Origin of the sequence: Geodermatophilus sabuli (assembly GCF_010686765.1) — a bacterium.
Classification (GTDB): Bacteria; Actinomycetota; Actinomycetes; order Mycobacteriales; family Geodermatophilaceae; genus Geodermatophilus; species Geodermatophilus sabuli_A.
Map to the genome: position 1 here is coordinate 47,599 of NZ_JAAGWF010000018.1, position 23,362 is coordinate 70,960.

Here is a 23,362-nt window from a genome sequence, read left to right on the forward strand (position 1 = left end):
CGGGCGGCGCGCCGAGTGCCGTCGTACCGTCCGCCGGGTGACCAGTCCCGACTTCTACGCCCTGGACGACCTCCTCGAGCCGGAGGAGATCGAGCTGCGCGACCGGGTCCGCGCCTTCTGCGAGCGGGAGGTCACCCCACGGATCAACGACTACTGGGAGCGGGCGGAGTTCCCGTTCGAGCTGGTGCCGAAGATCGCCGAGCTGGGCATCTCCGGCGGGACGGTGCAGGGGTACGGCTCCCCCGGCATGAGCGCCGTCACGGCCGGGCTGGTGGCCGCCGAGTGGGCGCGCGCCGACGGCAGCATCGGCACCTTCTACGGCGTGCACAGCTTCCTGGCCATGCAGTCCATCGCGCTCCTGGGCGACGAGGAGCAACGCCGGCGGTGGCTCCCGGCCATGGCCCGCATGGAGAAGATCGGCGCGTTCGGCCTCACCGAGCCCCAGCACGGCTCGGACGCGGTGGCGCTGGAGACCCGGGCCCGGCGGGACGGCGACTCCTACGTGCTGACGGGGGCGAAGAAGTGGATCGGCAACGGCTCCATCGCCGACCACGTGCTGGTCTGGGCGCGCGGCGAGGACGGTCAGGTGGGCGGATACGTCGTCGACAAGGGGACCCCGGGCTACCAGGCGACGGTGATGACGGGCAAGACGGCGCTGCGGGCGGTGTGGCAGGCGGAGATCACGCTGACCGACGTCCGGGTGCCGGTGGAGAACAAGCTGGCCAACTGCTCCTCGTTCCGGGACGTCTCCCAGGTGCTCGACCGGACCCGGTACACCGTCGCCTGGCGGGCACTGGGCCTGGCCACGGCGTCCTACGAACTGGCCCTCGCGCACGCGCTGCGCCGCGAGCAGTTCGGCCAGCCGATCGCCGGCTACCAGCTGGTCCAGGACAAGCTGGCCCGCATGCTGGCCGAGATCACCTCGATGCAGCTGATGTGCTGGCGACTGTCGAAGCTGGCCGACGCCGGCCGGATGACGGCGGCCATGGCCTCCCTGGCGAAGATGAACCACGCGGCCAAGGCCCGGGCGATCGTCGCCGACGCACGGGACATCCTGGGCGGCGACGGCATCCTGCTGCAGAACCACGTCGCGCGGCACCACGCCGACATGGAGGCGGTGTTCACCTTCGAGGGCACCGACTCGGTGCAGGCCCTGATCGTCGGGCGGGAGATCACCGGGCTGTCCGCGATCAGCGGACGGCGCCCCCAGCAGTGACCGCGGTCGGCGAGCGCCTCAGCCGGCGCGGCTGAGCGGCTGGGCGACCGAGGTCAGCCGGCCACACTCGGGGCAGGCGGTGCGCCCGGCGCCGACCCGCTCCCACTTCTGCGATCCCCACACCTGCACGATGGCCCCGCACACGGCCAGCTCGACCTCCCCGTCCAGCTCGGCGGGCGGCCGGTGCGCCTCCACCGCGTGCCACGGGTGGCGCTGTTCGGTGGGCCTGCCCGGTGACCAGCGGTCCGGTCGGGCGAACCCCACGGCATAGGACTCCACGCCTCCCTTGTGCCCCAGTTCACAAGCCCGAAACAACCCGACCGGGCGAACCGGACGATGCCGGACCGGGGTGTGCCGCCCGCGCCGGGAGGGCACACCAGGGGTGCCCGTCGAGGATGGAGGCGACCGTGACCCAGACCGAGGACCAGCGTGACGTCGTGGACCTGCTCAGCGCCGATCACCGCGAGTTCGACCGCGTCTTCACCGAGCTCGAGACGCTGGTCGGGCAGACCGGCCCCGACGCCCTGCGGCGCAAGCGGGAGCTCGTGGACGAGGTGACCATCGGCATCGTCAAGCACTCCGTCGCCGAGGAGACGCAGGTCTACCCCCGGGTGGAGAAGCAGGTGGACGAGACGGAGGCCGAGCGCTCCAAGCACGAGCACGCCGAGGCCGAGGAGACAATGAAGCGGCTCGAACGCATGGACCCCGGCGACCCCGGCTTCGACACCGAGGTGCTGACCCTCGTCCGGGAGATCAGGGAGCACGTCGAGCACGAGGAGGGCCGGATGTTCGCCGAACTGCGGGCCACCTTCGACCGGGACGAGCTGGTGCGGATGGCGGAGGCCGTGCAGCGGGTCAAGGCGATCGCACCGACCCGGGCGCACCCGATGACGCCCAACGAGGCCGGCGTCCGGACCGTGCTCGGCCCGGTCGCCAGCCTCCTCGACCACCTGCGCGACGCGGTCAGCGGGCGGGGGAAGACGGCCGGCTGACGCGCCGGGCCGACCGGCCGCGCTACCGTCGGGGGGCGACGTCCGGGGAGGAGCAACGCCGGTGGAACCTGTCAGCCTGCTGGTCGGCGCGGCGCTGCTCGCGTTCGGTTTCCTGGGCGGCCGGCTGAGTCGTCGCCGGCCGAAGCCGCCCCCGGCGCCGCCGGCTCCGCTGTGCGGCTGCGGGCACACGCTCAGCCAGCACGACACCGAGACCAACACCTGCTACGCCGAACTGCGACGGGACACCTACGACAAGCGCGGCCGCTGGTCGGGGCACGCCTGGGTGCCCTGCACCTGCCGCCAATACGTCGGTCCCCGCCCGATCGACGAGGTGTTCATGCCGCGCCTGCTGCCGCCGGCCACCGACTGAGCGAGGCGGTCAGTCCCCCGGCTGGACGGCGGCCAGTGCCGTGACCAGCGCCTGCACCCGCTCGGCGCCCAGCGTCGCGGCGAACGCCGACTCGTGGGCCCGGACCAGGCCCTCCAGCCGCAGGAGCCGGCTCCGCCCGCGCGCCGAGAGGTGGACGCGGACCCGCCGTCCGTCCCCCGGGTCGGGCAGCCGGTAGGCAGCCGCGGTGTCGACCAGCCCGTCGACCAGCCGCGTCACCGTCGGCGCCGGAAGGGAGAGCGCAGCGCCCAGCTCCCCCATCGACCGCCCGGGGCTGGCCGCCAGGCAGCGCATCACCCGGTAGCCGTCCAGCGTGGCGCCGTCCTCGGCGAGCACCGCTCCGACACCGCGCGCGACCCGCCGCTGGGCGACGGTCAGCAGCTCCACCAGGGTGACGTCGGGAACCGCCGCCACCCGGTCTGCCTGCTGCTCGACAGCCATGGCCGCACCATACTCAGCGGGTGCCCGACCCGACCGGTCCCGTGGAGGGGTGGGCGGCCGCCCTCACCCCCCGCCGCCCGGACGTCGTCCGGATCGGCCTGGCCGTGCCGCTCTCCGGCCCCCTGGCACTGACCGCTCCGTCGGCCCTGGACCTCGCCGCGCTCGCGGCCGACGAGACCAACACCGGGGGCGGGGTCCGGGGGCGGGCCGTGGAGCTGGTGACCATCGACTCCGGCCGGCCGCCGGCGGTGGTCGCCGCGGAGGCCGCCGCCCTGCACGAGGCGGGCGCCTTCGACGTCCTCGTCGGCTACCACACCAGCGACGTCCACCGTGCGCTCGAGACGGCCCTCGCCGGCCGGGTGCGCTACGTCTTCACCCCGCCGCACGAGGGCGGCGGACGACGCCCCGGCGTCCTGCGCACCGGCCCGTCCCCGCGGCACCAGCACGCCGCCGCCCTCGCCTGGCTGGTCGGCCACCGCCACGCCCGGCGCTGGGTGCTGGTCGGCAACGACTACGTCTGGCCGCAGGCGGTGCACCGCGCCGCCGCGTCGGTCCTGCACGGGCTGGGCGCGGAGGTCGTCGGCGAGATGCTCGTGCCGTTCGGTCCGAGCGACCCCGGCCGGATGCTGGACCTGGTGCGGCGCTCCCGTGCGGACGCCGTCCTGCTGAGCCTGGTGGGCCGGGACCTGGTGGCGTTCAACCGCGAGTTCGCCCGTGCGGGCCTGGACCGCCGGGTGGCGCGGCTGTCCGGCGCGCTGGAGGAGAACGGCCTGTACGCGATCGGCGGGGACCGGACCGGGGAGCTGTTCGCCAGCATGCCGTCCTTCGCCGCGCTCGACGGCGCCGCCGACGAGAGCCAACTGGCCCTCCAGGAGCGGCACGCGCGGCGCGCCGGGCCGACGGCGCCGGTGGTGTGCGCCTACGCCCGCGGGGTCTACGACGGGGTCCGCCTGGCCGCCACCCTCACCGGCCCCGGCCGCGGCCGCGTGGCCCGGCCGGCGGCGCAACCACCACGCCTCGCGCGAGCCGACGGACTGGCCTTCCACGAGGTGCCCACCGCCTGACGGCATTTGCTTCCATCTGGAAACACCGCGGCCTACTCTCTCCCCGCCCGGCCCGCGAGCCGGAGGAAGAGGAGTGGCCGTGAGCGACCCCCGTACCACCCACAGCACGACCGGTGACCCCGGCGGTCCCGTCCACGCGACCGGCGACCCGGGCGTGGAGGAGTTCGGCTACCGCCAGGAGCTCAAGCGGTCGCTGACCTTCACCGATCTGCTGGTCTACGGCCTGATCTTCATGGTCCCGATCGCGCCGTTCGGCATCTTCGGCGGCGTCTTCCAGGCCTCCGGGGGCATGGTGGCGCTGGCCTACGCCGTCGGCGGGCTGGCGATGGCCTTCACCGCGGCGTCCTACTCGCAGATGTCGCGGGCGTTCCCGATGGCCGGGTCGGTCTACACCTACGCCGGCCGCGGCATCGCCCAGCCGGTCGGCTTCATCGCCGGCTGGATGATCCTGCTCGACTACGTGCTGGTGCCCGCACTGCTCTACCTCATCGCCGCGATCGCGATGAACTCGATCGTCACCTCGGTGCCGGTCCTCGTCTGGCTGATCGCCTTCGTCGTCCTCAACACCGTCGTCAACTACTTCGGCATCGAGTTCACCGCGCGGGTGAACAAGGTCATGCTGGTCGCCGAGCTGATCGTGCTCGCCATCTTCCTGGTCATCGGCGTGGTGGCGCTGGCCTCCGGGGAGGGCCGCGGCTTCGACTTCTCGCCGATCTACGACGCTGACACCTTCTCGCTGGAGCTCGTCTTCGGCGCCGTCTCCATCGCGGTGCTGAGCTTCCTCGGGTTCGACGGGATCTCGACCCTCGCCGAGGAGAACCGGGACTCGGCCCGCTCGATCGGCAAGGCCATGATCGCCGCGCTGGCGCTGGCCGGGACGCTGTTCATCGTCCAGACCTGGATCGCCGCCCTGCTGGTGCCCGACCCGGACACCCTCATCGCCGAGGGCGACGCCGCCGGGACGGCGTTCTACGACGCGGCGGCGGTCGCCGGCGGGGAGTGGCTCTCCACGCTCACCGCGGTGGCCACGGCGGTGGCGTGGGGCTTCGCCAACTCGCTGGTGGCCCAGGCGGCCACCTCCCGGCTGCTGTTCGCCATGGCCCGTGACCGCCAGCTGCCCGGCTTCCTCGCCCAGGTGCACCCGGTCCGTCGGGTCCCGGTCAACGCCACCTTCCTGGTCGCCCTCGTCTCGCTGGTGCTCGGCTGGTACATGACCACCCGAGACGACGGCATCACGTTGCTGTCCACCCTGGTGAACTTCGGCGCCCTGTCGGCCTTCCTCCTGCTGCACGTCTCCGTCGTCGTGCACTACGTGGTGCGCCGGAAGAGCCGGAACTGGTGGCTGCACCTCGTCGTCCCGGTGCTCGGGTTCGCGATCCTGGCCTACGTCGTCTACAACGCCGACGTCGCCGCCCAGGAGCTCGGCTTCGTGTGGCTGGGGATCGGCGTGCTCCTGCTGGCCTTCCTGGTGGCCACGGGCCGCAAGCCGGAGCTGCGCGGCGAGGAGCGACCGTGACGGCGTCCCTCGAGGTCGTCACCCTGGAGCCGGCGGCCGACCAGCTGCGGTACACCTTCGGTGGCGGCGAGCCGCTGCTCACCGTGGCGCCCGGCACGGTCGTGGAGCTGACCACGGAGGACTGCTTCGGCGGTGCGGTGCGGGGCGTCGACGACCTGCCCAGCCGGGTGTGCGAGTTCCCCTACCTCAACCCGGTCACCGGGCCGATCGCCGTCGAGGGCGCCGAGCCCGGGGACACCCTCGCCGTGCACCTCGTGGAGATGGCACCGGTGCGTGACTGGGCGGTGTCGACGACGTTCCCGCACTTCGGCGCGCTGACCACCACGCACTCGACCGCGATGCTGCACGAGGCGCTCGAGGAGCTGGTCTGGGTCTACGAGGTGGACCGGGAGCGGGGCACCTGCCTGTTCCGGCCGCGTCGGGGCGGCCCCGAGGTGGAGCTCCCGCTCGACCCGATGCACGGCACCATCGGCGTCGCGCCGGCCGGCGGGGAGGTGTTCGCCAGCATCACCCCCGGCGCGCACGGCGGGAACATGGACACCCCCGAGGCCCGGGCCGGGACGACGCTGTACTTCGGCGTCAACGTCGCGGGCGGGCAGCTCTCCCTGGGTGACGGGCACTGCCGTCAGGGCGAGGGCGAGGTCTGCGGCACCGCCGTCGAGGCCGCGATGCGCACGGTCGTCGTCGTCGACCTGGTCAAGGGCGGAGCACCGGCCTGGCCGCGGCTGGAGAGCGACGAGTTCCTCATGTCCACGGGCTCGGTCCGGCCGCTGGAGGACGCCTTCCGCGTCAGCCAGCACGACCTGGTGACCTGGGCGGCGCAGCTGACCGGCTGGGACCCGCTCGACGCCTACCAGCTGGTCAGCCAGGCCGGGCTGGCGCCGGCGGGCAACGTCGTCGACACGAACTACACGATGGTCGCCAAGCTGCCCAAGCGGTACCTCGGCGGCGCCGTCGCCGTCGACGGGGTGCACGACCGGCTGCGGGAGACCGCCGCCGCCTATCTCGGCTCGCGCTGAGGCCCGGCGGGGAGCTCCGGCTCCCCGCCGGGTGCGTCGGGTCGCGGTACGTGGACACCGTCCGCGCCGCCGTCCCGAGGGGGCCCGGGCCGGTGCACCCTGGGTGCGTGCCCGAGGTGCCGCCCGAGATCGCCGAGCTAGCCGCCCGCCTCGCGACCGTGCCCGGCGTCGTCGGCGTGACCCTCGGCGGCAGCCGCGCGCGCGGCGACCACACGGCCGACTCCGACACCGACCTCGGCCTGTACTACCGCCCGCCGCTGGACACCGGCGCCCTGGGCACGCTGGCCCGGGAGGTGTCCGGCCCCGGAGCCACGGTGACCCGGCCCGGTGAGTGGGGCCCCTGGGTGGACGGCGGCGCCTGGCTGCGGATCGGCGGCCGGGCGGTGGACTGGATCTACCGGGACGTCGACCGGGTCGCCGCGGCCGGGCGGGACGCTCGCGCGGGGCGGGTCGCCTTCCACGCCCAGGTCGGCCACCCGCTGGGCTTCCTCGACGCCGCCTACGCCGGGGAGCTGGCCCTGGGCGTGGTCCTGGCCGACCCCTCGGGAGAGCTCGCCGCGCTCCGGCGCCAGGTGGCCGACCACCCGCCGGCGCTCGGCGCGGCGCTGGTGGCCCGCCTCGAGGAGGCCCGGTTCTGCGTCACGATCGCCGGGAAGGGCGCCGCCCGCGGCGACACCGCCTACGTCGCCGGCTGCCTGTTCCGCGCGGTCGGCCTGTCCGCCGCCGCGCTGCACGGCCGGGCCGGGCGGTGGCTGGTCACCGAGAAGGGCGCGGTCGCCGCGGCCGGCCGGCTGCCGGGGGCCCCGCCGGGCTTCGCCGGCCGCGCGCAGGCCGTCCTCGCCGCCCTGGGCACGGACGCCGCGACGCTGCGGGGTGCCGTCGCGGCCGCGGGTGACCTCGTGGCCGAGGTGTCGAGCGCCTGCGCGGCCGGTCGCGACCTCAGTCCCGGCCCTCGATCGCCGCGGTGACCTCGGCGTCGGTGGGGTTGCGCAGCAGCTCGCCGCGCCGCCACACCACGACCGGGAGGTCCGCCTCCGCCACGCCCAGCTCGGCCAGGAGCGCGGCGTCGTCCACGCTGCCGTCGAGGTCGACGAAGGCGGCCGTGAGCCGGCGTGCGCTGGCGTACTGCTGCAACCGCCGGCTGTCCGGCGATCCCGCCCGGCCCACGATGCGGAGGTCGGCGGCCAGCTCCAGGAGCATCGACCGGCGGACGAGGAAGGCCCGGAGCACCAGTTCCTTCAGCGCCCGGTCGGAGCGGAAGACGTCGTGCATCCGGTCGTCGGGGACGCGGATGACCTCACCGGGCCGGATGACCAGCGCGGTGAGCGACACCGGGTCGTCGCTGAACAGGTCGAGCTCACCCAGGAACCGCCGCTGCCCGTGCACGGAGATCACCCGTTGGTCGGCGCGGCCGTGGTCCTCGACGATCGCCACCGCGCCCGAGAGGACCACGTGGAAGTCGTAGCCGGGGTCGCCCTCGCGGAAGAGGGTGTCGCCGGGTTCGCACCGCCGCCGCGACCCGTGCCGTTCCAGCAGGGCCAGCTGCTCGTCGGTCAGCCGCGGGAAGGCGCCGTCCCGGTCGGGCGTCTCGGGCAGGTCGGCCGGCACGGTGGCCGCCGCGTCGACGGCGGCGCGCTGGTCGGCACCGCGCCGGGGTCCGAGCATCGGCAGGGCCCGCCCGGCCGCGCCGTCGTCCGCCGGGGACGGCCGCCGGGGCCAGTCGCCGTCCCCGTCGGCGGTGGCGAGCAGCTCGGCGGCCAACGTGTCGGCGTCGTAGGGGCCGGTGTGCCGGCGCCCGCCGATGAAGAACGTCGGGGTGCCCTCGACCCCACTGGCCTCGGCGGAGTCGACGTCCTCCTGCACGCGCCGGGCGTACCGGCTGGAGCCGAGGTCACGGGCGAACCGCTGCACGTCCAGCCCGACCGCCGCGGCGTGCTCGAGCAGGTCCTGCGGCAGCAGCCGGTCCTGCGCGCTGAACAGCCGGTCGTGCATCTCCCAGAACCGACCCTGCGCGGCCGCCGCCTCGGCGGCCTCGGCGGCGAGCTCGGCGTGCGGGTGCACGTCGACCAGCGGCACGTGCCGGAAGACGTAGCGGAGCCGGTCACCGAACCGCTCGCGCAGCTCCTCGACGGCGCCGGTGGCCCGGCCGCAGAAGGGGCACTCGAAGTCGCCGTACTCGACGAGCGTCAGCGGTGCGTCGACCGGCCCGCGGACGTGGTCGCGCGACGGGTCCACCGGCGGGTCGAGCAGCACCGACCGGCCCGCCGCGTCCGCCGGCCGCCGGCGGTCGGCCAGCCGGAACAGCGCCCAGCCCAGCAGCGCGGCCAGCACCGACGCCGCGAGGACACCGACCCGCGCCTGGTCGGCCAGCCGCTCGTCGCCGTCGAAGGCGAGGTCGACGATGAACAGCGAGATCGTGAACCCGATGCCCGACAACGCGGCGCCGCCGGCCAGCTGCAGACCGCCCAGGCCCGGCGCCAGCTCACCGAGGCGCAGCCGCACCGCCAGGCCGGTGCCGATCAGGATGCCCGCGAGCTTGCCGAGGACGAGTCCGGCGACCACACCGATCGTGACCGGGGAGGTCAGCGCCGCCCGCAGGGTCTCACCGGTCAGCGCGACGCCGGCGTTGGCCAGGGCGAAGACCGGCACGATCACGTAGCTGGTCCACGGCTGCCAGAGCTGCTGCAGCCGCTCGCTGGCCGACACCGACCGGTCGATGCTCAGCCGGGCCGCCCGCGCGAACGCCGGGTTCGGTGACTGCTGGTAGGCGCGGGTCCGCCGGGCGGCGTCCTCGACCTCCTCCCGGCGCGCCGGGTAGGCGGGGGTGAACAGCGCGATCACCACACCGGCCAGGGTCGGGTGCACGCCGGAGGCGTACATCGCCACCCAGACCGCCAGCGCGAGCACCAGGTAGGCCGGCCCGCGCCAGACCCGCAGGTACCGCAGGCCGATCATCAGACCCAACCCCAGGACGGCCAGCGCCAGGGGGCCGAGGGCGAGGTCCTCGGTGTAGAAGAGCGCGATGACGGTGAGCGCCCCGACGTCGTCGGCGATGGCCAGCGTCAGCAGGAACACCCGCAGCTGGGCCGGGCAGGCCGGCCCGACCAGGGCCAGCACGCCGAGCAGGAACGCGGTGTCGGTGGAGATGACCACGCCCCAGGCCGACACCGCCTCGCTGTCGAGGGTGAACGCGACGTAGACCAGCGCCGGCACCGCCAGCCCGGTGACCGCGGCCAGCGCCGGCACCGCGGCCCGCCGCCGGTCGGTGAGCTCCCCCATCACCAGCTCGCGCTTGACGTCCAGCCCGACGACGAAGAAGAAGAAGACCATCAGGCCGTCGTTGACCCAGTGCTGCAGGTCCAGCGCCAGCTCCGTGCCGCCCACCCGGACGGCGAACTCGGTGTGCCAGAAGGCGTCGTAGCCGGCACCGAACGGGGAGTTCACCCACAGCAGCGCGACCACGGTGGCGACCAGCAGCAGACCCGCGCTGCCGGCCTCGGTGCGCAGCCGCCGGCGCAGCGGGGCCACCCGGGCCAGGAGCCCGCCGCGACCTCCCGGGGCGGACTGGCGGTCGGCGGTGACGGTCACCGGCCGGTCTCCCCGCCACCGGCCGGGTGCAGCTGCGGGCCGGTCACGCCGCAGTGCGGGCACTCCTCGAGGTGCAGGCGGCGGGGCAGTTCCTCGGCCGCCAGCGGGCGCCGCACGTACGCGAGGGCGATGAGGGCCCCGGCCACCAGCAGCCCGGCGCAGATGAGCACCGCCGTCCGGAAGCCGGCGCCGAACGCGCCCGGGTCGGTGTAGTCGCTGCCCCCGAGCCCGGCGGCCGCGGGCACCACCGCGACGGCGAGCAGCCCGGCGGCCCGCGCCACGGCGTTGTTGACGCCCGAGGCGACACCGGCGAACCGGTCGGCGGCGGAGTCCAGCACGGTGGCGGTGAGCGGGGCCACCAGCAGGGTGAGGCCGGCGCCGAACAGCACGGCGGCCGGCAGGACGTCGACGACGTAGGAGGCGTCCGGGCCGATCCGCAGCATCAGCAGCACCCCGGCGGCCGACACCAGCGGGCCGGCCGTCATCAGCAGCCGCGGGCCGATCCGCTGGGCCAGCGCCCCCACGCGGGCGGAGAACAGCAGCATGAGCACGGTGACCGGCAGCAGCGCCGTCCCGGCCAGCAGCGGGGCGAACCCCGACACGACCTGCAGGTGCAGGACGAGCAGCACGAACACCACCCCGAGCGCCGCGTAGACCACGAAGGTGACGGCGTTGGCCGCGGTGAACTGGGCGTCCCGGAAGAGCGCGGGCGGCACCAGCGGGGAGACCGAGCGCCGCTGCACGACCACGAAGGCACCCAGCGCGACCAGCCCGGCCGCGGCCCACACCCAGATCCCGGGCCCGCGACCGGGCTCGCCGGCCGCGGTCAGCGCGTACGTCAGGGCCCCCAGGCCGACCGCGACCAGCACCGTCCCCGGCCAGTCCAGCCGCCCGCCCGCCTCCGGGTCCCGCGACTCCGGGACGTGCCGCGCCGCGACGACGACGATCAGCACGGCCAGCGGCAGGTTGAGCAGGAACACCAGCCGCCAGTTCCACTCCACCAGCCATCCGCCGACGAACGGGCCCAGCGCGCCCGCGACCCCGCCCAGGCCGGACCAGGCACCGACGGCGGCCGCGCGGTCCGAGCCGTGGAAGGACGCCGAGATGATGGCCAGGCTGCCCGGCGTCAGCAGCGCCCCACCCACACCCTGCAGGGCACGCGCCGCGATCAGCGTCCGGATGTCGGGCGCCAGCCCGCACAGCAGGGAGGCCGCGGCGAACCAGACGACGCCGACGACGAACACCCGCCGCCGGCCGAGCCGGTCCCCGAGCGAGCCGCCCAGCAGGATCAGCGACGCGAGGGTGAGCGTGTAGGCGTTCACCGTCCACTGCAGGTCCGAGAAGCCGGCGTCCAGGTCGGTGCCGATGCGTTCGAGTGCGACGTTGACGACGGTGGCGTCCAGCATCGCCAGGCTCGACCCGAGCACGGTGGTGAGCAGCACCCAGCGCGCCCGCGACGTGCCCATGCGCAGCGCACCGTCCGGGGGCACCGCCACCCCGGCCATCGCGCCTCCCCCCGCCGGGTGCACCCGCAGCCCGGCCGGACGTCGTCCGTCCGCCCGGGAGTCTGCCTGCTGCCGGCCCGCCGGTGGAAGGCGCGGAGCCGGGTCAGCCGTAGCGGGCGACGAAGTTGGCCAGCAACCGCCCCGGCTCGGTGACCACGGCGCGGCTGAGCCGCGCGATCAGCTCGTCCAGCTCGGCCGGCGGGAAGTACCCGGCGTGCTGGTAGACGCGGGCCCGGGCCACGACCCCGGGGACGTCGAGCTCGGGGTGGAACTGGGTGGCGTAGACGTTCTGCCGCACCCGGAACATCTGCACGGGGCACGCCGGGGAGGAGGCCAGCAGCACCGCCGTCGGCGGGAGCACCCGGCAGGCCTCCTTGTGGCCGACCAGCGCGTCGAACACCGGCGGCACCCCGGCGAGGACCGGGTCGGCGCGCCCGGCCGGGGTGAGGGTGATCGACACGCAGGACACCGGCTCACCGTGGGTCCGGTCGACCACGCCGCCCTGGTGCACCCCGAGCGTGCCGATGCCGTAGCAGGCGCCGAAGAAGGGGAGGTCGCGGGCGACGACCTCGTCGAGCAGGGCGGCCAGCTCGCCCTCCACGCGCCGCTGGACCGCCGACTTCCCCCCCGGCGGGTCGCTGGAGTTGAACGGGCCGCCGCCGAGGAACACCCCCGCGTAGTCGTCGAGGTCCAGGTCGGGCAGGGGCGCGGCCTCCATGCGGACCCGGCGCAGCTCGTGCTCGGCCAGGCCGCTCAGCCGGAGGAAGGCGGCGTACTCGCCGTCGGCGGCGACGTCCTCGGCGCGCGAGGCGAGCAGGAGGAACGGCCGCCGCACGCAGTGATCCTAGGCATGCCCCCCAGCGACCGGGCACCGCCACGGGCGAGTAACCCTTCCAGGTGCTGGAAGCCCGCTGTGCCCGGAGCGGTGGCCCGGGTCACCGTCTGCACCGGGGGACACCGTCCCGGGCCCGGGCGACCCCCGCCGCGTCCGGCGCCGGCCGCCGGGACCGTCCGAGGAGGCAGCCATGTCCACCGGGACCCCCGCCGCCGTCGCCCGGCCCACGCCGGGAGCCGGCCTGCTCCGGCCGGGGCGCTGTGTCGTCATGGGCATCGTCAACGTCACGCCGGACTCCTTCTCCGACGGCGGGCGCTACGCCGCCACCGGGCCGGCGGTCGCCCACGGCCTCGCCCTGGCCGCCGCGGGCGCCGACTACGTCGACGTCGGTGGTGAGTCCACCCGCCCGGGTGCGGGCCGGGTGGAGGCCGACGAGGAGCTGCGGCGGGTCGTCCCCGTGGTCACCGAGCTGGTGGCTGCGGGCGTCGCGGTGAGCATCGACACCACCCGCGCCCGCGTCGCCGAGGCCGCGGTCGCCGCCGGAGCGGTCGTGGTGAACGACGTCAGCGGCGGGCTGGCCGATCCCGCGATGGCACGCACCGTCGCGGACGCGGGCGTCCCGTGGGTGCTGATGCACTGGCGCGGCCACAGCCGGCAGATGTACGCCCCGGCCGTGTACGGGGACGTGGTCGCCGAGGTCGGCGTGGAACTGCGCGCCCGGGTGGACGACGCCCTGGCCGCCGGGGTCGACCCCGGCCGGCTGGTGCTGGACCCCGGGCTCGGCTTCGCCAAGCTCCCGGAGCACGACCTGGCCCTGCTCGCCGGGCTGGACGACCTCGTCGACCTGGGGTTCCCGCTGCTGGTGGGCGCCTCCCGCAAGCGCTTCCTCGGCGCGGTGCTGGCGGCCGCGGACGGCGAGCCCCGCCCGGCCGAGCAGCGGGACGCCGCGACCCTGGCCACCTCGGTGCTGGCCGCGCGGGCGGGCGCCTGGGGGGTCCGCGTGCACGACGCGGCGGCCTCGGCCGACGCGGTGCGCGTCGTCGCCGCCGTGTCGGGCGGGTCCTGACCCACGCCCACGGCCCTCCGCCCGCCGCACCGAACTCGCGCTCGGCTGGCCCCTTCCCCGGACGCGGCGTCCGTGATCCACTTCACACCGCCGCCGGGAGGGCGGCCACGGAGAACGGGGGCAGCGATGTCACTGGAGCAGGACGTGGCGGCGGCGCGCAGCGCCGTCGACGCGCTCGAGCAGGCCTGCGGGCCGCTCACCCGCCACTTCGGGGACACGGTGGACGCCCGCCGACTGCGGGTGGACGTCGCCCGGCTGCGTGACGACCTGGGCCTGCTCTGCGGTGCGGTCCGCCCCCGCGCCCTCGGCCCCACCTCCCCGGCCGTCTACTGGGACGACGGACTCGACGACGGCCTGGGGGCGCCGAGCCGCACGGCACCGTGACCGCCACCGCCCCGCGCCGGACCGGCGCGGTCACCCCCGGGTCCGGGAACGGGTCGCCGCCCCCGCGCCGCGCGGCGATCGCGGCGCGCCACCTGCGCACCGACCGGTGGTGGATCCAGCCGCTGGTCACGATGACGGTGCTGCTGGCGTTCGTCGTGTACTCGTCGTTCCGGGCGTTCCAGAACGCGTACTACTTCGCCGAGCCCTACATCTCGCCGTTCTACTCGCCGTGCATCACGACCGGCTGCGAGGGCGACACGTTCCCGGAGTTCTTCACCGGGCCGTCGTTCATCTCCCCGGCGATCTACATCCTGATCATCCCGCTGGGCCTCCGCGCGACCTGCTACTACTACCGGAAGGCCTACTACCGGTCCTTCTGGCTCTCTCCCCCCGCCTGCGCGGTCGGCGAGCCGCACCGTCGCTACACCGGGGAGTCGCGGCCCCCGCTGCTCGTCCAGAACCTGCACCGCTACGCGCTCTACGCGGCCCTGGTCTTCAACGTCATCCTCACCTACGACGCGGTCCTCGGGTTCCGCGACGAGACCGGCGAGTGGGGCCACATGGGCCTGGGCACGCTCGTGCTCCTGGCCAACGCCGCCCTGCTGTGGCTGTACTCGCTGTCGTGCCACTCGTGCCGGCACATCGTCGGCGGCCGGCTCAACCACTTCTCGAAGCACCCGTTGCGCTACAAGGCCTGGACCCAGATCTCCCGGCTGAACGCGATGCACGCGAAGTTCGCCTGGCTGTCGTTGTTCAGCGTCGCGATCGCGGACGCCTACGTCTTCCTGCTGGCCACCGGCACGATCTCCGATCTCCGCTTCTTCTGAGGACGGTGCACCCCTGATGGAGCTCGAACGGCACGAGTACGACGTCGTGGTCGTCGGGGCGGGAGGTGCGGGCCTGCGGGCCGCCATCGAAGCCCACGAGTCCGGCGCCCGGACCGCCGTGGTCTGCAAGTCGCTGCTGGGCAAGGCGCACACCGTGATGGCCGAGGGCGGCATCGCCGCGGCGATGGCCAACCTCTGGCCCGAGGACAACTGGCGGGTGCACTTCCGCGACACCATGCGCGGCGGGAAGATGCTCAACCACTGGCGGATGGCGCAGCTGCACGCGCAGGAGGCGCCCGACCGGGTCCGCGAGCTCGAGGACTGGGGCGCGCTGTTCGACCGGACGGCGGACGGCCTGATCAGCCAGCGCGACTTCGGCGGCCACCGCTACGCCCGCCTCGCCCACGTCGGTGACCGCACCGGCCTCGAGCTGATCCGCACGCTGCAGCAGCGCACCGTCGCCCTCGGCATCGACGTGTACATGGAGTGCACCGTCACCCGGCTGCTGACCGACGAGCAGGGCATCACCGGCGCGTTCGGCTACTGGCGCGAGTCCGGCCGCTTCGTCGCCTGGCAGGCGCCGTCGGTGGTGCTCGCGACGGGCGGCATCGGCAAGTCCTACAAGGTCACCTCGAACTCGTGGGAGTACACCGGCGACGGGCACTCACTCGCACTCCAGGCCGGCGCGACGCTGGTGAACATGGAGTTCGTGCAGTTCCACCCGACGGGGATGGTCTGGCCGCCGTCGGTGCGCGGGATCCTCGTCACCGAGAGCGTCCGGGGTGACGGCGGCGTCCTGAAGAACTCCGCCGGGAACCGCTTCATGTTCGACTACATCCCCGACTTCTTCCGCAAGGAGACGGCGGAGACCGAGGACGAGGCCGACCGCTGGTACGAGGACAAGAAGAACAACCGGCGGCCGCCCGAGCTGCTCCCCCGCGACGAGGTGGCCCGGGCCATCAACAGCGAGGTCAAGGCCGGCCGCGGCACGCCGCACGGCGGCGTCTTCCTCGACATCGCCTCGCGGCGGTCGGCCGACTACATCCGCAAGCGCCTGCCGTCCATGTACCACCAGTTCAAGGAACTGGCCGAGGTGGACATCACCGCCGAGGCGATGGAGGTCGGCCCCACCTGCCACTACGTCATGGGCGGTGTCGAGGTCGACCCCGACACCGAGGCGGCCCGCGTGCCCGGCCTGTTCGCGGCCGGCGAGGTCGCCGGCGGCATGCACGGGTCCAACCGGCTGGGCGGCAACTCCCTGTCCGACCTGCTGGTCTTCGGCCGGCGCGCGGGGGCGGCCGCGGCCGGACACGCCGCGGGCCTTCCGCACCGGAGCGAGCTGCCGGACGCCGCCCTGGCCGACGCCGCGCGGGCGGCGCTGGCACCGTTCGAGCGGGAGGGGGGCGAGAACCCCTACACCGTGCAGCACGACCTGCAGCAGACGATGCACGACCTCGTCGGCATCATCCGGACGGCGCCGGAGATGGAACAGGCGCTGGAGCGGATCGCCGTCCTCAAGGAGCGGGTCGCCAACCTCTCGGTCGAGGGGCACCGGCAGTACAACCCCGGGTGGCACCTCGCGCTGGACCTGCCGCACATGCTCGTCGTCAGCGAGGCCATCGCCCGCGCCGCCCTGGCCCGGGAGGAGAGCCGCGGCGGGCACACCCGCGACGACTTCCCGGCCACGGACGCGGAGTGGGCCCGCACCAACCTCATCTGCGCCAGCGCGCCGGACGGCTCGGTCGCGCTGACCCGGCAACCGCTCCCCCAGATGCCCTCGGAGCTCGCCGAGATCTTCGAGTCGTGACCGAGTTCGCGAGCTCCGGGAAGGACAGAGCGTGACCTACGACGCGAGGTTCCGGGTGTGGCGCGGCGACGCCACCGGCGGCGACCTGCAGGACTTCACCGTGCAGGTCAACGAGGGCGAGGTCGTCCTCGACATCATCCACCGCCTGCAGGCGACCCAGGCCGGCGACCTCGCCGTCCGGTGGAACTGCAAGGCCGGCAAGTGCGGGTCGTGCAGCGCCGAGATCAACGGCCGCCCGCGGCTGATGTGCATGACGCGGATGGGCACCTTCGGCGAGGACGAGACGGTCACCGTCACCCCGCTGCGGACCTTCCCGGTGATCCGCGACCTGGTCACCGACGTGTCGTACAACTACGACAAGGCCGCCCAGATCCCGGCGTTCACCCCACGCGCCCGGGACGGCGACGGCAACCACCGCATGCAGCAGGTCGACGTCGAGCGCTCGCAGGAGTTCCGCAAGTGCATCGAGTGCTATCTCTGCCAGGACACCTGCCACGTCATCCGGGACCACGAGGGGAACAAGGCCGCCTTCGCCGGCCCACGGTTCCTCATCCGGCTGGCAGAGCTCGACATGCACCCGCTGGACGTCGTCGACCGCCGGGCGGCCGCCCAGGACGAGTTCGGCCTGGGCTACTGCAACATCACCAAGTGCTGCAGCGAGGTCTGCCCGGAGGGCATCCACCTCACCGACAACGGGATCATCCCGCTCAAGGAGCGGGTGGTGGACCGCCGGTACGACCCGCTCACCTGGCTCGGGTCGGTGATCCGGCGCCGGCCGAGGGACTGACGAGGAGGGGTCCGCTCACTGCTGTTCGGCCGCGCGTCGTTCGGCGCCGGTCTCGCCCGCGTAACCCACGTCCTGGCCGGACACCCGGCCGACGAAGGTCCCGGACTCGCCGGTCCCGGTGGTGCTCGCTGCGTCCGGGTCGCGGCTGTCGCCGCCGCCGGTGGCACGGGTCAGCGCCTCGCCGTCGTCGCGGTCGACGTCCTCCTCACCGGGCCGGGGGTCGGGGTGCACGGCGTCCTCCCTCTCGCGTGGACGGCTGGTCCTGGCCGCGGTGCTACCCGGCTGGAGGCCGTGCCATCCGCAGTCACGACACACGAGTCACTTGTCGCAGGGCGCGGCGTCACATGCCGCATGGTGAGCGCGATCCCCGGGCGCTACGTTTCTGCCAGGTGATGCGCGTCTCACACGTGGGCCCGGCGCCGCGGGCACGCGGAGTCCCAGGAGGAGCAGCGTGACGAGTCGACAGCCGGAGCTCGACCCACGCGGGTCACCGGGTGCGGGAGGACCGTCCGACCCGTCGGGTGTCGACGGCGTCCGGAACACCCCCCGTGAGCTGGCCGGGGAGGCCCCCGCACTGCCCGAGACGGCGGACAGTGCCCTGGCCCCCGCCCCTCCCTCGCGGCCCCGGCGCAGCCCGCGGGGCATGGCCCTGCCGTTGCTCGGCGTCGCCCTGGCCTTCTTGCTGTTCGAGTTGATCCCGCGGGTGGGGCTGGTCGACGAGGCGTTCTTCCCGCCGGCGTCGGCGATGATCGCCGCCCTGGTCGAGCAGATCGCCGACGGCTCCCTGTGGCAGCCGCTCGGTGACACGCTGCAGGGCTGGGCGCTGGGCCTGGGCCTGGCCCTGCTCATCGGGGTACCGCTCGGGATCGCGATCGGCTCGGTGTACCTGGTGTTCATGGGCAGCCGGTCGATCCTGGAGTTCCTCCGGCCGGTGCCCTCGGTGGCGCTCATCCCGCTCGCCGTCCTCGTGTTCGGCGCGGGCCTGGAGAGCAAGGTCTTCCTGGCCGCCTTCGCGGCCACCTGGCCGATCCTCCTGCAGACGCTCTACGGCGTCCGTGACGTCGACCCGACCGCCATGGACACCGCCCGGTCCTTCGGGATCGGCCGCGCGCAGCGGCTGTGGCGGGTCACCCTCCCCAGCGCGCTGCCCTACATCGCCACCGGTGTCCGCATCTCCTCCTCGGTGGCGCTCATCCTCGCCGTGACCGCGGAACTGGTGCTCGGCATCGACGGCCTCGGACAGGTCATCAACGTCGCCCGCCAGAGCGGCGCGGTGGAGAACATGTACGGGCTGATCATCGCCACCGGCCTGCTCGGCTGGGGCCTCAACGGCATCATGACGCTGCTGGAACGGCGCCTGCTGCGCTGGCACCCCTCGGTCCGGGGAGCCACCCGATGAGAGACAGCACCCGCCAGCTGCGGGTCCTCGGCGTCGGCCTGGAGATCCTGGTGCCGATCCTGGTGCTGGTGGTCTGGGGCCTGTTCTCGGCGCAGAGCTCGTCGTTCTACTTCCCGCCGCTGCTGGACATCTTCCGCGCGTTCGGTGACACCTGGCTGTTCGAACGGGTGGACTCCGACGTGCTGCCCAGCCTGGGCCGGATGTTCGCCGGCTACGCCATCGCGGTGGTCGCCGCCGTCGTCCTCGGCGTCGCGCTGGGCTCGTCGAAGACCCTGGGCCGGATCGTCGACCCCGTGGTGCAGTTCCTGCGCGCCATCCCCGCGCCGGTCCTCATCCCCGCCGGCATCCTCGTGCTCGGCGTCGGCTCCACCATGAAGGTCGCGCTGATCGCCTTCGTCTGCCTGTGGCCGGTGCTGCTCAACACCATCGACGGCGTGGCCGGGGTCGACCCCGCACTGCGGGAGACCGCCCGCAGCTTCCAGATCACCCCGGCCGACCGGCTCTTCCACGTCATCCTGCCCTCGGCCGCGCCGCAGATCTTCGCCGGTGCCCGGGTGGCGCTCTCCCTCGCCGTGATCATGATGGTGGTCTCGGAGATGGTGGCCAGCACCAACGGCATCGGCTACTTCGTCCTGCAGTCCCAGCGCACCTTCGCGATCACCGCGATGTGGGCCGGGATCTTCCTGCTGGCGATCCTGGGCTACGTCCTGAACGTCCTGTTCCTGCTGGTCGAGCGCAAGGCCCTGCGGTGGCACCGCGGAGCCCGCGCCGGAGCCGGCTGACCCGTGGAGGCATCTGCCATGTTGCGCGTCGAGCACCTCAAGAAGGTCTACGGACAGGGCACCAAGAAGGCCTTCGAGGCCGTCTCCGACCTCACCTTCACCATCGACGAGCGCGAGCTGGTCTGCATCGTCGGCCCGTCCGGAGCCGGCAAGACCACCCTGCTGAAGATGATCGCCGGGCTGCTGCCGCAGACCTCCGGCGCGGTCCACCTGGACGGCGAGAAGGTGGTCGGCCCGCCGGAGAAGATGGCCCTGGTGTTCCAGGACTACTCCCGGTCGCTCTACCCGTGGATGACCGTGGAGCAGAACGTCGCCTTCCCGCTCAAGCGCAAGAAGCTCGGGAAGTCGGAGATGGCCACCCTGATCCGCGACACCCTCCAGTCGGTGGGGCTGTCCGGGCACGGGCAGAAGTACCCGTGGCAGCTGTCCGGCGGCATGCAGCAGCGCGTCGCGATCGCCCGCGCGCTGGCCTACCAGCCCGAGATCCTGCTCATGGACGAACCGTTCGCCTCGGTCGACGCGCAGACCCGCGCCGACCTCGAGGACCTCGTCCTCGACCTGCGGGACCGGTACGGCATCACCGTCGTCTTCGTCACCCACGACATCGACGAGTCGGTCTACCTCAGCGACCGGGTGATCGTGCTGACCCCCTCACCGACCCGTGTGCAGGAGATCGTCGACATCCCCCTGCCCCGGCCGCGCGACCAGGTCGAGACCAAGGAGCTGCCCGACTTCGCGCACCTGCGGGCCTACGTCTGGCGCTCGATCAAGCGCCCGGAGCCGGCCGAGGTCCCCGCCTGAGCCAGGGGTGCCGAGAGGCCGCGACCAGGGAGGTCACGGTCTGGTGACCACTCCCGCCACACCGGCTCGCCCACCTCTCCGGCGTGCGAGCCTGGACGACCCACAGCGCAGTGACGCACGTCACGGAGAAGGAGAACACATGGAGCACGGGGTAGTCCGGAAGCGTGCCCGCACGGTCGTCGGCGGCCTGGCCGTCGTGGCCCTGACCGTCACCGCGTGCGGCGGTGACGACGAGGGCGGAGGCGGCGGAGGCGGCGGCGGTGGGGGTGGCGGCGAGGGCGACGTGACCACGATCAACATCGGCACGTTGCCCACCGCCAACGCCGCCGCGATGTACCTGGGGATGCAGGAGGGCTTCTTCGAGGACGAGGGCCTGGAGATCGAGCCGACCGTCCTGGGCGGCGGCAACGAGATCATCACCGGCATGGTCGCCGGCGACTACGACTTCGGGTTCGTCGGCTACATCTCCGCGGGCGTCGCGGCCAGCCAGGGCGTCCCGGTGTGCGTGGTGACCGCCAGCGACGCGGCCGGCACCTCGGCCGAGGACGACTTCCAGGTCATGCTGGCCGCCGGCGACAGCCCCATCAACGGCCCGCAGGACCTCGCCGGTCAGACCATCGGCATCAACGCGCTGGGCGGCGTCGCCGAGGTCATGATCGAGGCGGCGCTCGACGAGGCCGGGGTCGACCCGGGCTCCGTGGAGTTCATCGAGATCCCCTTCCCCGAGGTCCCCGCCGCGATCTCCGCCGGGCGGATCGACGCCGGGTTCACCGCCGAGCCGTTCGTCACGACGGTGCTCGACCAGGGCGGCAAGGTCGTCTTCGCCCCGCAGTCAGCGCTCGCCCCGGAGTACCCGAACGGGTCCTACGCCGCCAGCCAGCAGTACTACGAGGGCAACCCGGACATCATCGAGCGCTTCACCGCGGCGATGACCACCTCCCTCGAGTACGCGCGGGACAACCCGGACGCCGTCCGGGAGATCATCCCGACCTACACCCAGATCCCGCCGGACGTGGCCCAGCGGATGCGCCTGCCGGTCTTCACCGCCGAGCTGGACGAGGAGGCCATCGACGAGCAGATGGGCTTCCTCGAGCAGTACGTCGACGTCGCGGAGGCCCCCTCGGCCGACGACCTCATCTGCGGCTGATCGACCCCGCCGCGCCCGGGTGTGCCCGGGCGCGGCGGGCACACCCCGACCCGCACCACCCCGACGGGAGCACAGGACATGCGAGTAGCGGATGCAATCGGCCGGGAGCTGGCTCGGCTGGGGATCGACCAGGTCTTCGGCGTCGTGGGCAGCGGCAACTTCTACGTCACCAACGCGCTGGTGGCCAACGGGGCACGGTTCGTCGCCACCCGCCACGAGATGGGCGCGGCGATGATGGCCGACGCCCACGCGCGCACGACCGGCCGGGTGACCGCCCTGACCGTCCACCAGGGGTGCGGGCTCACGAACGCGCTCACCGGGATCACCGAGGCCGCCAAGAGCCGCACTCCCCTGCTGGTGCTGGCGGCCGACACCGCGCGGCCGCACGGCACGTCGAACTTCAACATCGACCAGCCGGCCGTGCTCCGCGGGCTCGGGGTCGTGTCCGAGACGATCACCACGCCGGAGTCCGCGGTCCACGAGGCCACCCGCGCGCTGCGCCGGGCGGTCGTCGACCGGCGCACCGTCGTCCTCAACCTGCCGCTGGACGTCCAGGACGCGGAGCTCCCCGACGACGCGCTGCCCCCCGCGCCGCTGCCGGAGCTGTTCCCCACCGAGCCGGCCCGCGAGTCCGTCGAGCGGCTCGCCGAGCTGCTGCGCTCGGCCGAGCGCCCGGTGTTCATCGCCGGCCGCGGCGCCCGGCTCTCGGGTGCCCGCCAGAGCCTGGTCGAGCTGGGCGAGCTCTCCGGCGCGCTGCTGGCCACCTCCGGCGTCGCCCGCGGGTTCTTCGTCGGCGAGCGGTGGGACATCGACGTGTCCGGCGGGTTCTCCTCGCCCCTGACCGCCGAGCTCGTGTCCGGCGCCGACCTCGTGGTGGGCTGGGGCGCCTCGCTCAACACCTGGACCCTGCGCAACTACGAGCTGCTGGGCGCCGGCGCCACCCTGGTCCAGGTCGACGAGGACCCCACCGCCATCGGCGTCCACCCGCCGCGGGTGGACCTCGGCGTCGTCGGGGACGTCGGCCGCACGGCCGAGGCCACCGCCGCGGCACTGCGGACGACGCCGCGGACCCGGCCGTCGTGGCGGACCGACGAGCTGGCCGACCGGATCGCCGCCCGCCGGCGCTGGCGGGACGAGCCGTACGAGGACACCAGCACCGGCGACCTCATCGACCCCCGGACCCTGAGCATCGCGCTGGACGACCTGCTGCCGGCCGAGCGCGTCGTCGTCCCCGACGGGGGCAACTTCAACGGCTACCCCGCGATGTTCCTCGGCGTCCCGGACGACAAGGGCTTCTGCCTCACGCTGGCCTTCCAGTCGATCGGCCTGGCCCTGTCGACGGCGATCGGCGCGGGGCTGGCCAGCCCCGGACGGATCGCCGTCGCCGGCGTCGGGGACGGCGGCCTGATGATGAGCATGGTCGAGCTGGACACCGCCGTCCGGCTGGAGCTCCCGCTCGTCGTGATCTGCTACAACGACCACGCCTACGGCGCCGAGGTGCACCACTTCGGTCCCGAGGGCGCGGCCCTGGACACCGTGCGGTTCCCCGAGACCGACATCGCCGCCATCGCCCGCGGCTACGGCTGCGAGGGGGTCGTCGTCCGGCGCGTGGACGACCTCAAGGCGGTGCAGGACTGGGTCGACGGGCCGCGGGACCGGCCGCTGGTCATCGACGCGCGGATCACCGACTTCGCGTCCTGGATGATCGCGCACAGCTTCGCCGGTGAACTGGGCGGGACACCCGACCCGTCCTGACCCCTCCCGCTCCCCGGCGGCCCGGCTGCTCGACGGCCGGGCC

General features: G+C 73.9%; 23 protein-coding genes. 17 read left to right on the forward strand and 6 right to left on the reverse strand.

The genetic code is table 11. The annotated features are described in order from the left end of the window. The first annotated feature begins 37 nt into the window (after positions 1-37). On the forward strand, positions 38-1,216 hold the full coding sequence (locus tag GCU56_RS16200; RefSeq protein ID WP_163482780.1) for an acyl-CoA dehydrogenase family protein: 1,179 nt from the start codon (positions 38-40) through the stop codon (positions 1,214-1,216). Positions 1,217-1,234: 18 nt separating this feature from the next. Here the strand turns inward: GCU56_RS16200 and GCU56_RS16205 are convergent, their stop codons facing one another. After that, entirely contained in the window at positions 1,235-1,495 is a 261-nt protein-coding gene (locus GCU56_RS16205; RefSeq protein ID WP_163482781.1) for a hypothetical protein, read from the reverse strand. Between the two features lie 128 nt (positions 1,496-1,623). On the opposite strand from GCU56_RS16205, the gene GCU56_RS16210 reads away from it, so the two are divergent. Together GCU56_RS16210 and GCU56_RS16215 are read left to right on the forward strand one after the other, a co-directional pair. Beyond that, positions 1,624-2,208, forward strand: a complete 585-nt coding sequence (locus GCU56_RS16210; RefSeq protein WP_163482782.1) for a hemerythrin domain-containing protein — start codon at positions 1,624-1,626, stop codon at positions 2,206-2,208. A gap of 61 nt (positions 2,209-2,269) precedes the next feature. After that, positions 2,270-2,578, forward strand: a complete 309-nt coding sequence (locus GCU56_RS16215; RefSeq protein ID WP_163482783.1) for a hypothetical protein — start codon at positions 2,270-2,272, stop codon at positions 2,576-2,578. Between the two features lie 9 nt (positions 2,579-2,587). Here GCU56_RS16215 and GCU56_RS16220 read toward each other — a convergent pair whose 3' ends face one another. Beyond that, a complete protein-coding gene (locus GCU56_RS16220; RefSeq protein WP_163482784.1) occupies positions 2,588-3,037 on the reverse strand; it encodes a MarR family winged helix-turn-helix transcriptional regulator in 450 nt (149 codons plus the stop codon). Positions 3,038-3,057: 20 nt separating this feature from the next. Here GCU56_RS16220 and GCU56_RS16225 point away from each other — a divergent pair, with 20 nt between their 5' ends. From GCU56_RS16225 to GCU56_RS16240, 4 genes are all read left to right on the forward strand, one after another. Then, positions 3,058-4,101, forward strand: coding sequence for an ABC transporter substrate-binding protein (locus GCU56_RS16225; protein ID WP_163482785.1), 1,044 nt, complete (start codon positions 3,058-3,060; stop codon positions 4,099-4,101). A gap of 79 nt (positions 4,102-4,180) precedes the next feature. Then, positions 4,181-5,617 (forward strand): APC family permease, encoded by a 1,437-nt coding sequence (locus GCU56_RS16230; RefSeq protein ID WP_345771884.1) that lies wholly within the window; start codon positions 4,181-4,183, stop codon positions 5,615-5,617. Next, positions 5,614-6,636: an acetamidase/formamidase family protein gene (locus tag GCU56_RS16235; RefSeq protein WP_163482786.1), complete on the forward strand. Its 1,023-nt coding sequence runs from the start codon at positions 5,614-5,616 to the stop codon at positions 6,634-6,636. The genes GCU56_RS16230 and GCU56_RS16235 overlap by 4 nt, the downstream gene beginning before the upstream one ends. A gap of 107 nt (positions 6,637-6,743) precedes the next feature. Continuing rightward, positions 6,744-7,604 carry a nucleotidyltransferase domain-containing protein gene (locus GCU56_RS16240; protein ID WP_163482787.1) on the forward strand — a complete coding sequence of 287 codons (861 nt, stop codon included), beginning with the start codon at positions 6,744-6,746 and terminating at the stop codon, positions 7,602-7,604. On the opposite strand, the gene nhaA is transcribed toward GCU56_RS16240, so the two are convergent. The 3 genes from nhaA to GCU56_RS16255 all read right to left on the reverse strand — a co-directional run bounded on the left by nhaA (position 7,576) and on the right by GCU56_RS16255 (position 12,564). Beyond that, complete coding sequence (nhaA, locus tag GCU56_RS16245) at positions 7,576-10,224, reverse strand: Na+/H+ antiporter NhaA (protein ID WP_163482788.1); 2,649 nt, start codon at positions 10,222-10,224, stop codon at positions 7,576-7,578. The two genes, GCU56_RS16240 and nhaA, sit on opposite strands and share 29 nt — an antisense overlap. Continuing rightward, a complete protein-coding gene (locus GCU56_RS16250) occupies positions 10,221-11,729 on the reverse strand; it encodes an MFS transporter (protein WP_163482789.1) in 1,509 nt (502 codons plus the stop codon). The genes nhaA and GCU56_RS16250 overlap by 4 nt, the downstream gene beginning before the upstream one ends. 103 nt (positions 11,730-11,832) lie before the next feature. Beyond that, entirely contained in the window at positions 11,833-12,564 is a 732-nt protein-coding gene (locus GCU56_RS16255) for a glutamine amidotransferase (RefSeq protein ID WP_163482790.1), read from the reverse strand. Between the two features lie 190 nt (positions 12,565-12,754). On the opposite strand from GCU56_RS16255, the gene folP reads away from it, so the two are divergent. The 5 genes from folP to GCU56_RS16280 all read left to right on the forward strand — a co-directional run bounded on the left by folP (position 12,755) and on the right by GCU56_RS16280 (position 17,435). Continuing rightward, positions 12,755-13,630 (forward strand): dihydropteroate synthase, encoded by an 876-nt coding sequence (folP, locus tag GCU56_RS16260; RefSeq protein ID WP_239522398.1) that lies wholly within the window; start codon positions 12,755-12,757, stop codon positions 13,628-13,630. Between the two features lie 126 nt (positions 13,631-13,756). Next, on the forward strand, positions 13,757-14,014 hold the full coding sequence (locus tag GCU56_RS16265) for a hypothetical protein (RefSeq protein WP_163482791.1): 258 nt from the start codon (positions 13,757-13,759) through the stop codon (positions 14,012-14,014). Further along, positions 14,011-14,841: a hypothetical protein gene (locus tag GCU56_RS16270; protein ID WP_163482792.1), complete on the forward strand. Its 831-nt coding sequence runs from the start codon at positions 14,011-14,013 to the stop codon at positions 14,839-14,841. The genes GCU56_RS16265 and GCU56_RS16270 overlap by 4 nt, the downstream gene beginning before the upstream one ends. A gap of 16 nt (positions 14,842-14,857) precedes the next feature. Next, positions 14,858-16,648: a fumarate reductase/succinate dehydrogenase flavoprotein subunit gene (locus GCU56_RS16275; protein WP_204332230.1), complete on the forward strand. Its 1,791-nt coding sequence runs from the start codon at positions 14,858-14,860 to the stop codon at positions 16,646-16,648. 31 nt (positions 16,649-16,679) lie between these two features. Then, positions 16,680-17,435 (forward strand): succinate dehydrogenase/fumarate reductase iron-sulfur subunit, encoded by a 756-nt coding sequence (locus GCU56_RS16280; RefSeq protein ID WP_163482793.1) that lies wholly within the window; start codon positions 16,680-16,682, stop codon positions 17,433-17,435. 15 nt (positions 17,436-17,450) lie between these two features. Here the strand turns inward: GCU56_RS16280 and GCU56_RS16285 are convergent, their stop codons facing one another. Then, the gene (locus GCU56_RS16285) at positions 17,451-17,666 is read right to left on the reverse strand and encodes a hypothetical protein (protein ID WP_163482737.1); all 216 of its coding nucleotides are present in this window, start codon (positions 17,664-17,666) and stop codon (positions 17,451-17,453) included. A gap of 412 nt (positions 17,667-18,078) precedes the next feature. Here GCU56_RS16285 and GCU56_RS16290 point away from each other — a divergent pair, with 412 nt between their 5' ends. The 5 genes from GCU56_RS16290 (at position 18,079) to GCU56_RS16310 (ending at position 23,319) form a co-directional block, all read left to right on the forward strand. Then, complete coding sequence (locus tag GCU56_RS16290) at positions 18,079-18,834, forward strand: ABC transporter permease (RefSeq protein ID WP_163482794.1); 756 nt, start codon at positions 18,079-18,081, stop codon at positions 18,832-18,834. Further along, a complete protein-coding gene (locus GCU56_RS16295) occupies positions 18,831-19,616 on the forward strand; it encodes an ABC transporter permease (RefSeq protein ID WP_163482795.1) in 786 nt (261 codons plus the stop codon). The genes GCU56_RS16290 and GCU56_RS16295 overlap by 4 nt, the downstream gene beginning before the upstream one ends. 18 nt (positions 19,617-19,634) lie before the next feature. Then, positions 19,635-20,417 (forward strand): ABC transporter ATP-binding protein, encoded by a 783-nt coding sequence (locus tag GCU56_RS16300; protein ID WP_163482796.1) that lies wholly within the window; start codon positions 19,635-19,637, stop codon positions 20,415-20,417. Positions 20,418-20,556: 139 nt separating this feature from the next. Beyond that, positions 20,557-21,564, forward strand: coding sequence for an ABC transporter substrate-binding protein (locus tag GCU56_RS16305; protein ID WP_163482797.1), 1,008 nt, complete (start codon positions 20,557-20,559; stop codon positions 21,562-21,564). A 78-nt stretch (positions 21,565-21,642) separates the two neighbouring features. After that, positions 21,643-23,319 (forward strand): thiamine pyrophosphate-binding protein, encoded by a 1,677-nt coding sequence (locus GCU56_RS16310; protein ID WP_163482798.1) that lies wholly within the window; start codon positions 21,643-21,645, stop codon positions 23,317-23,319. Positions 23,320-23,362: the final 43 nt, after the last annotated feature.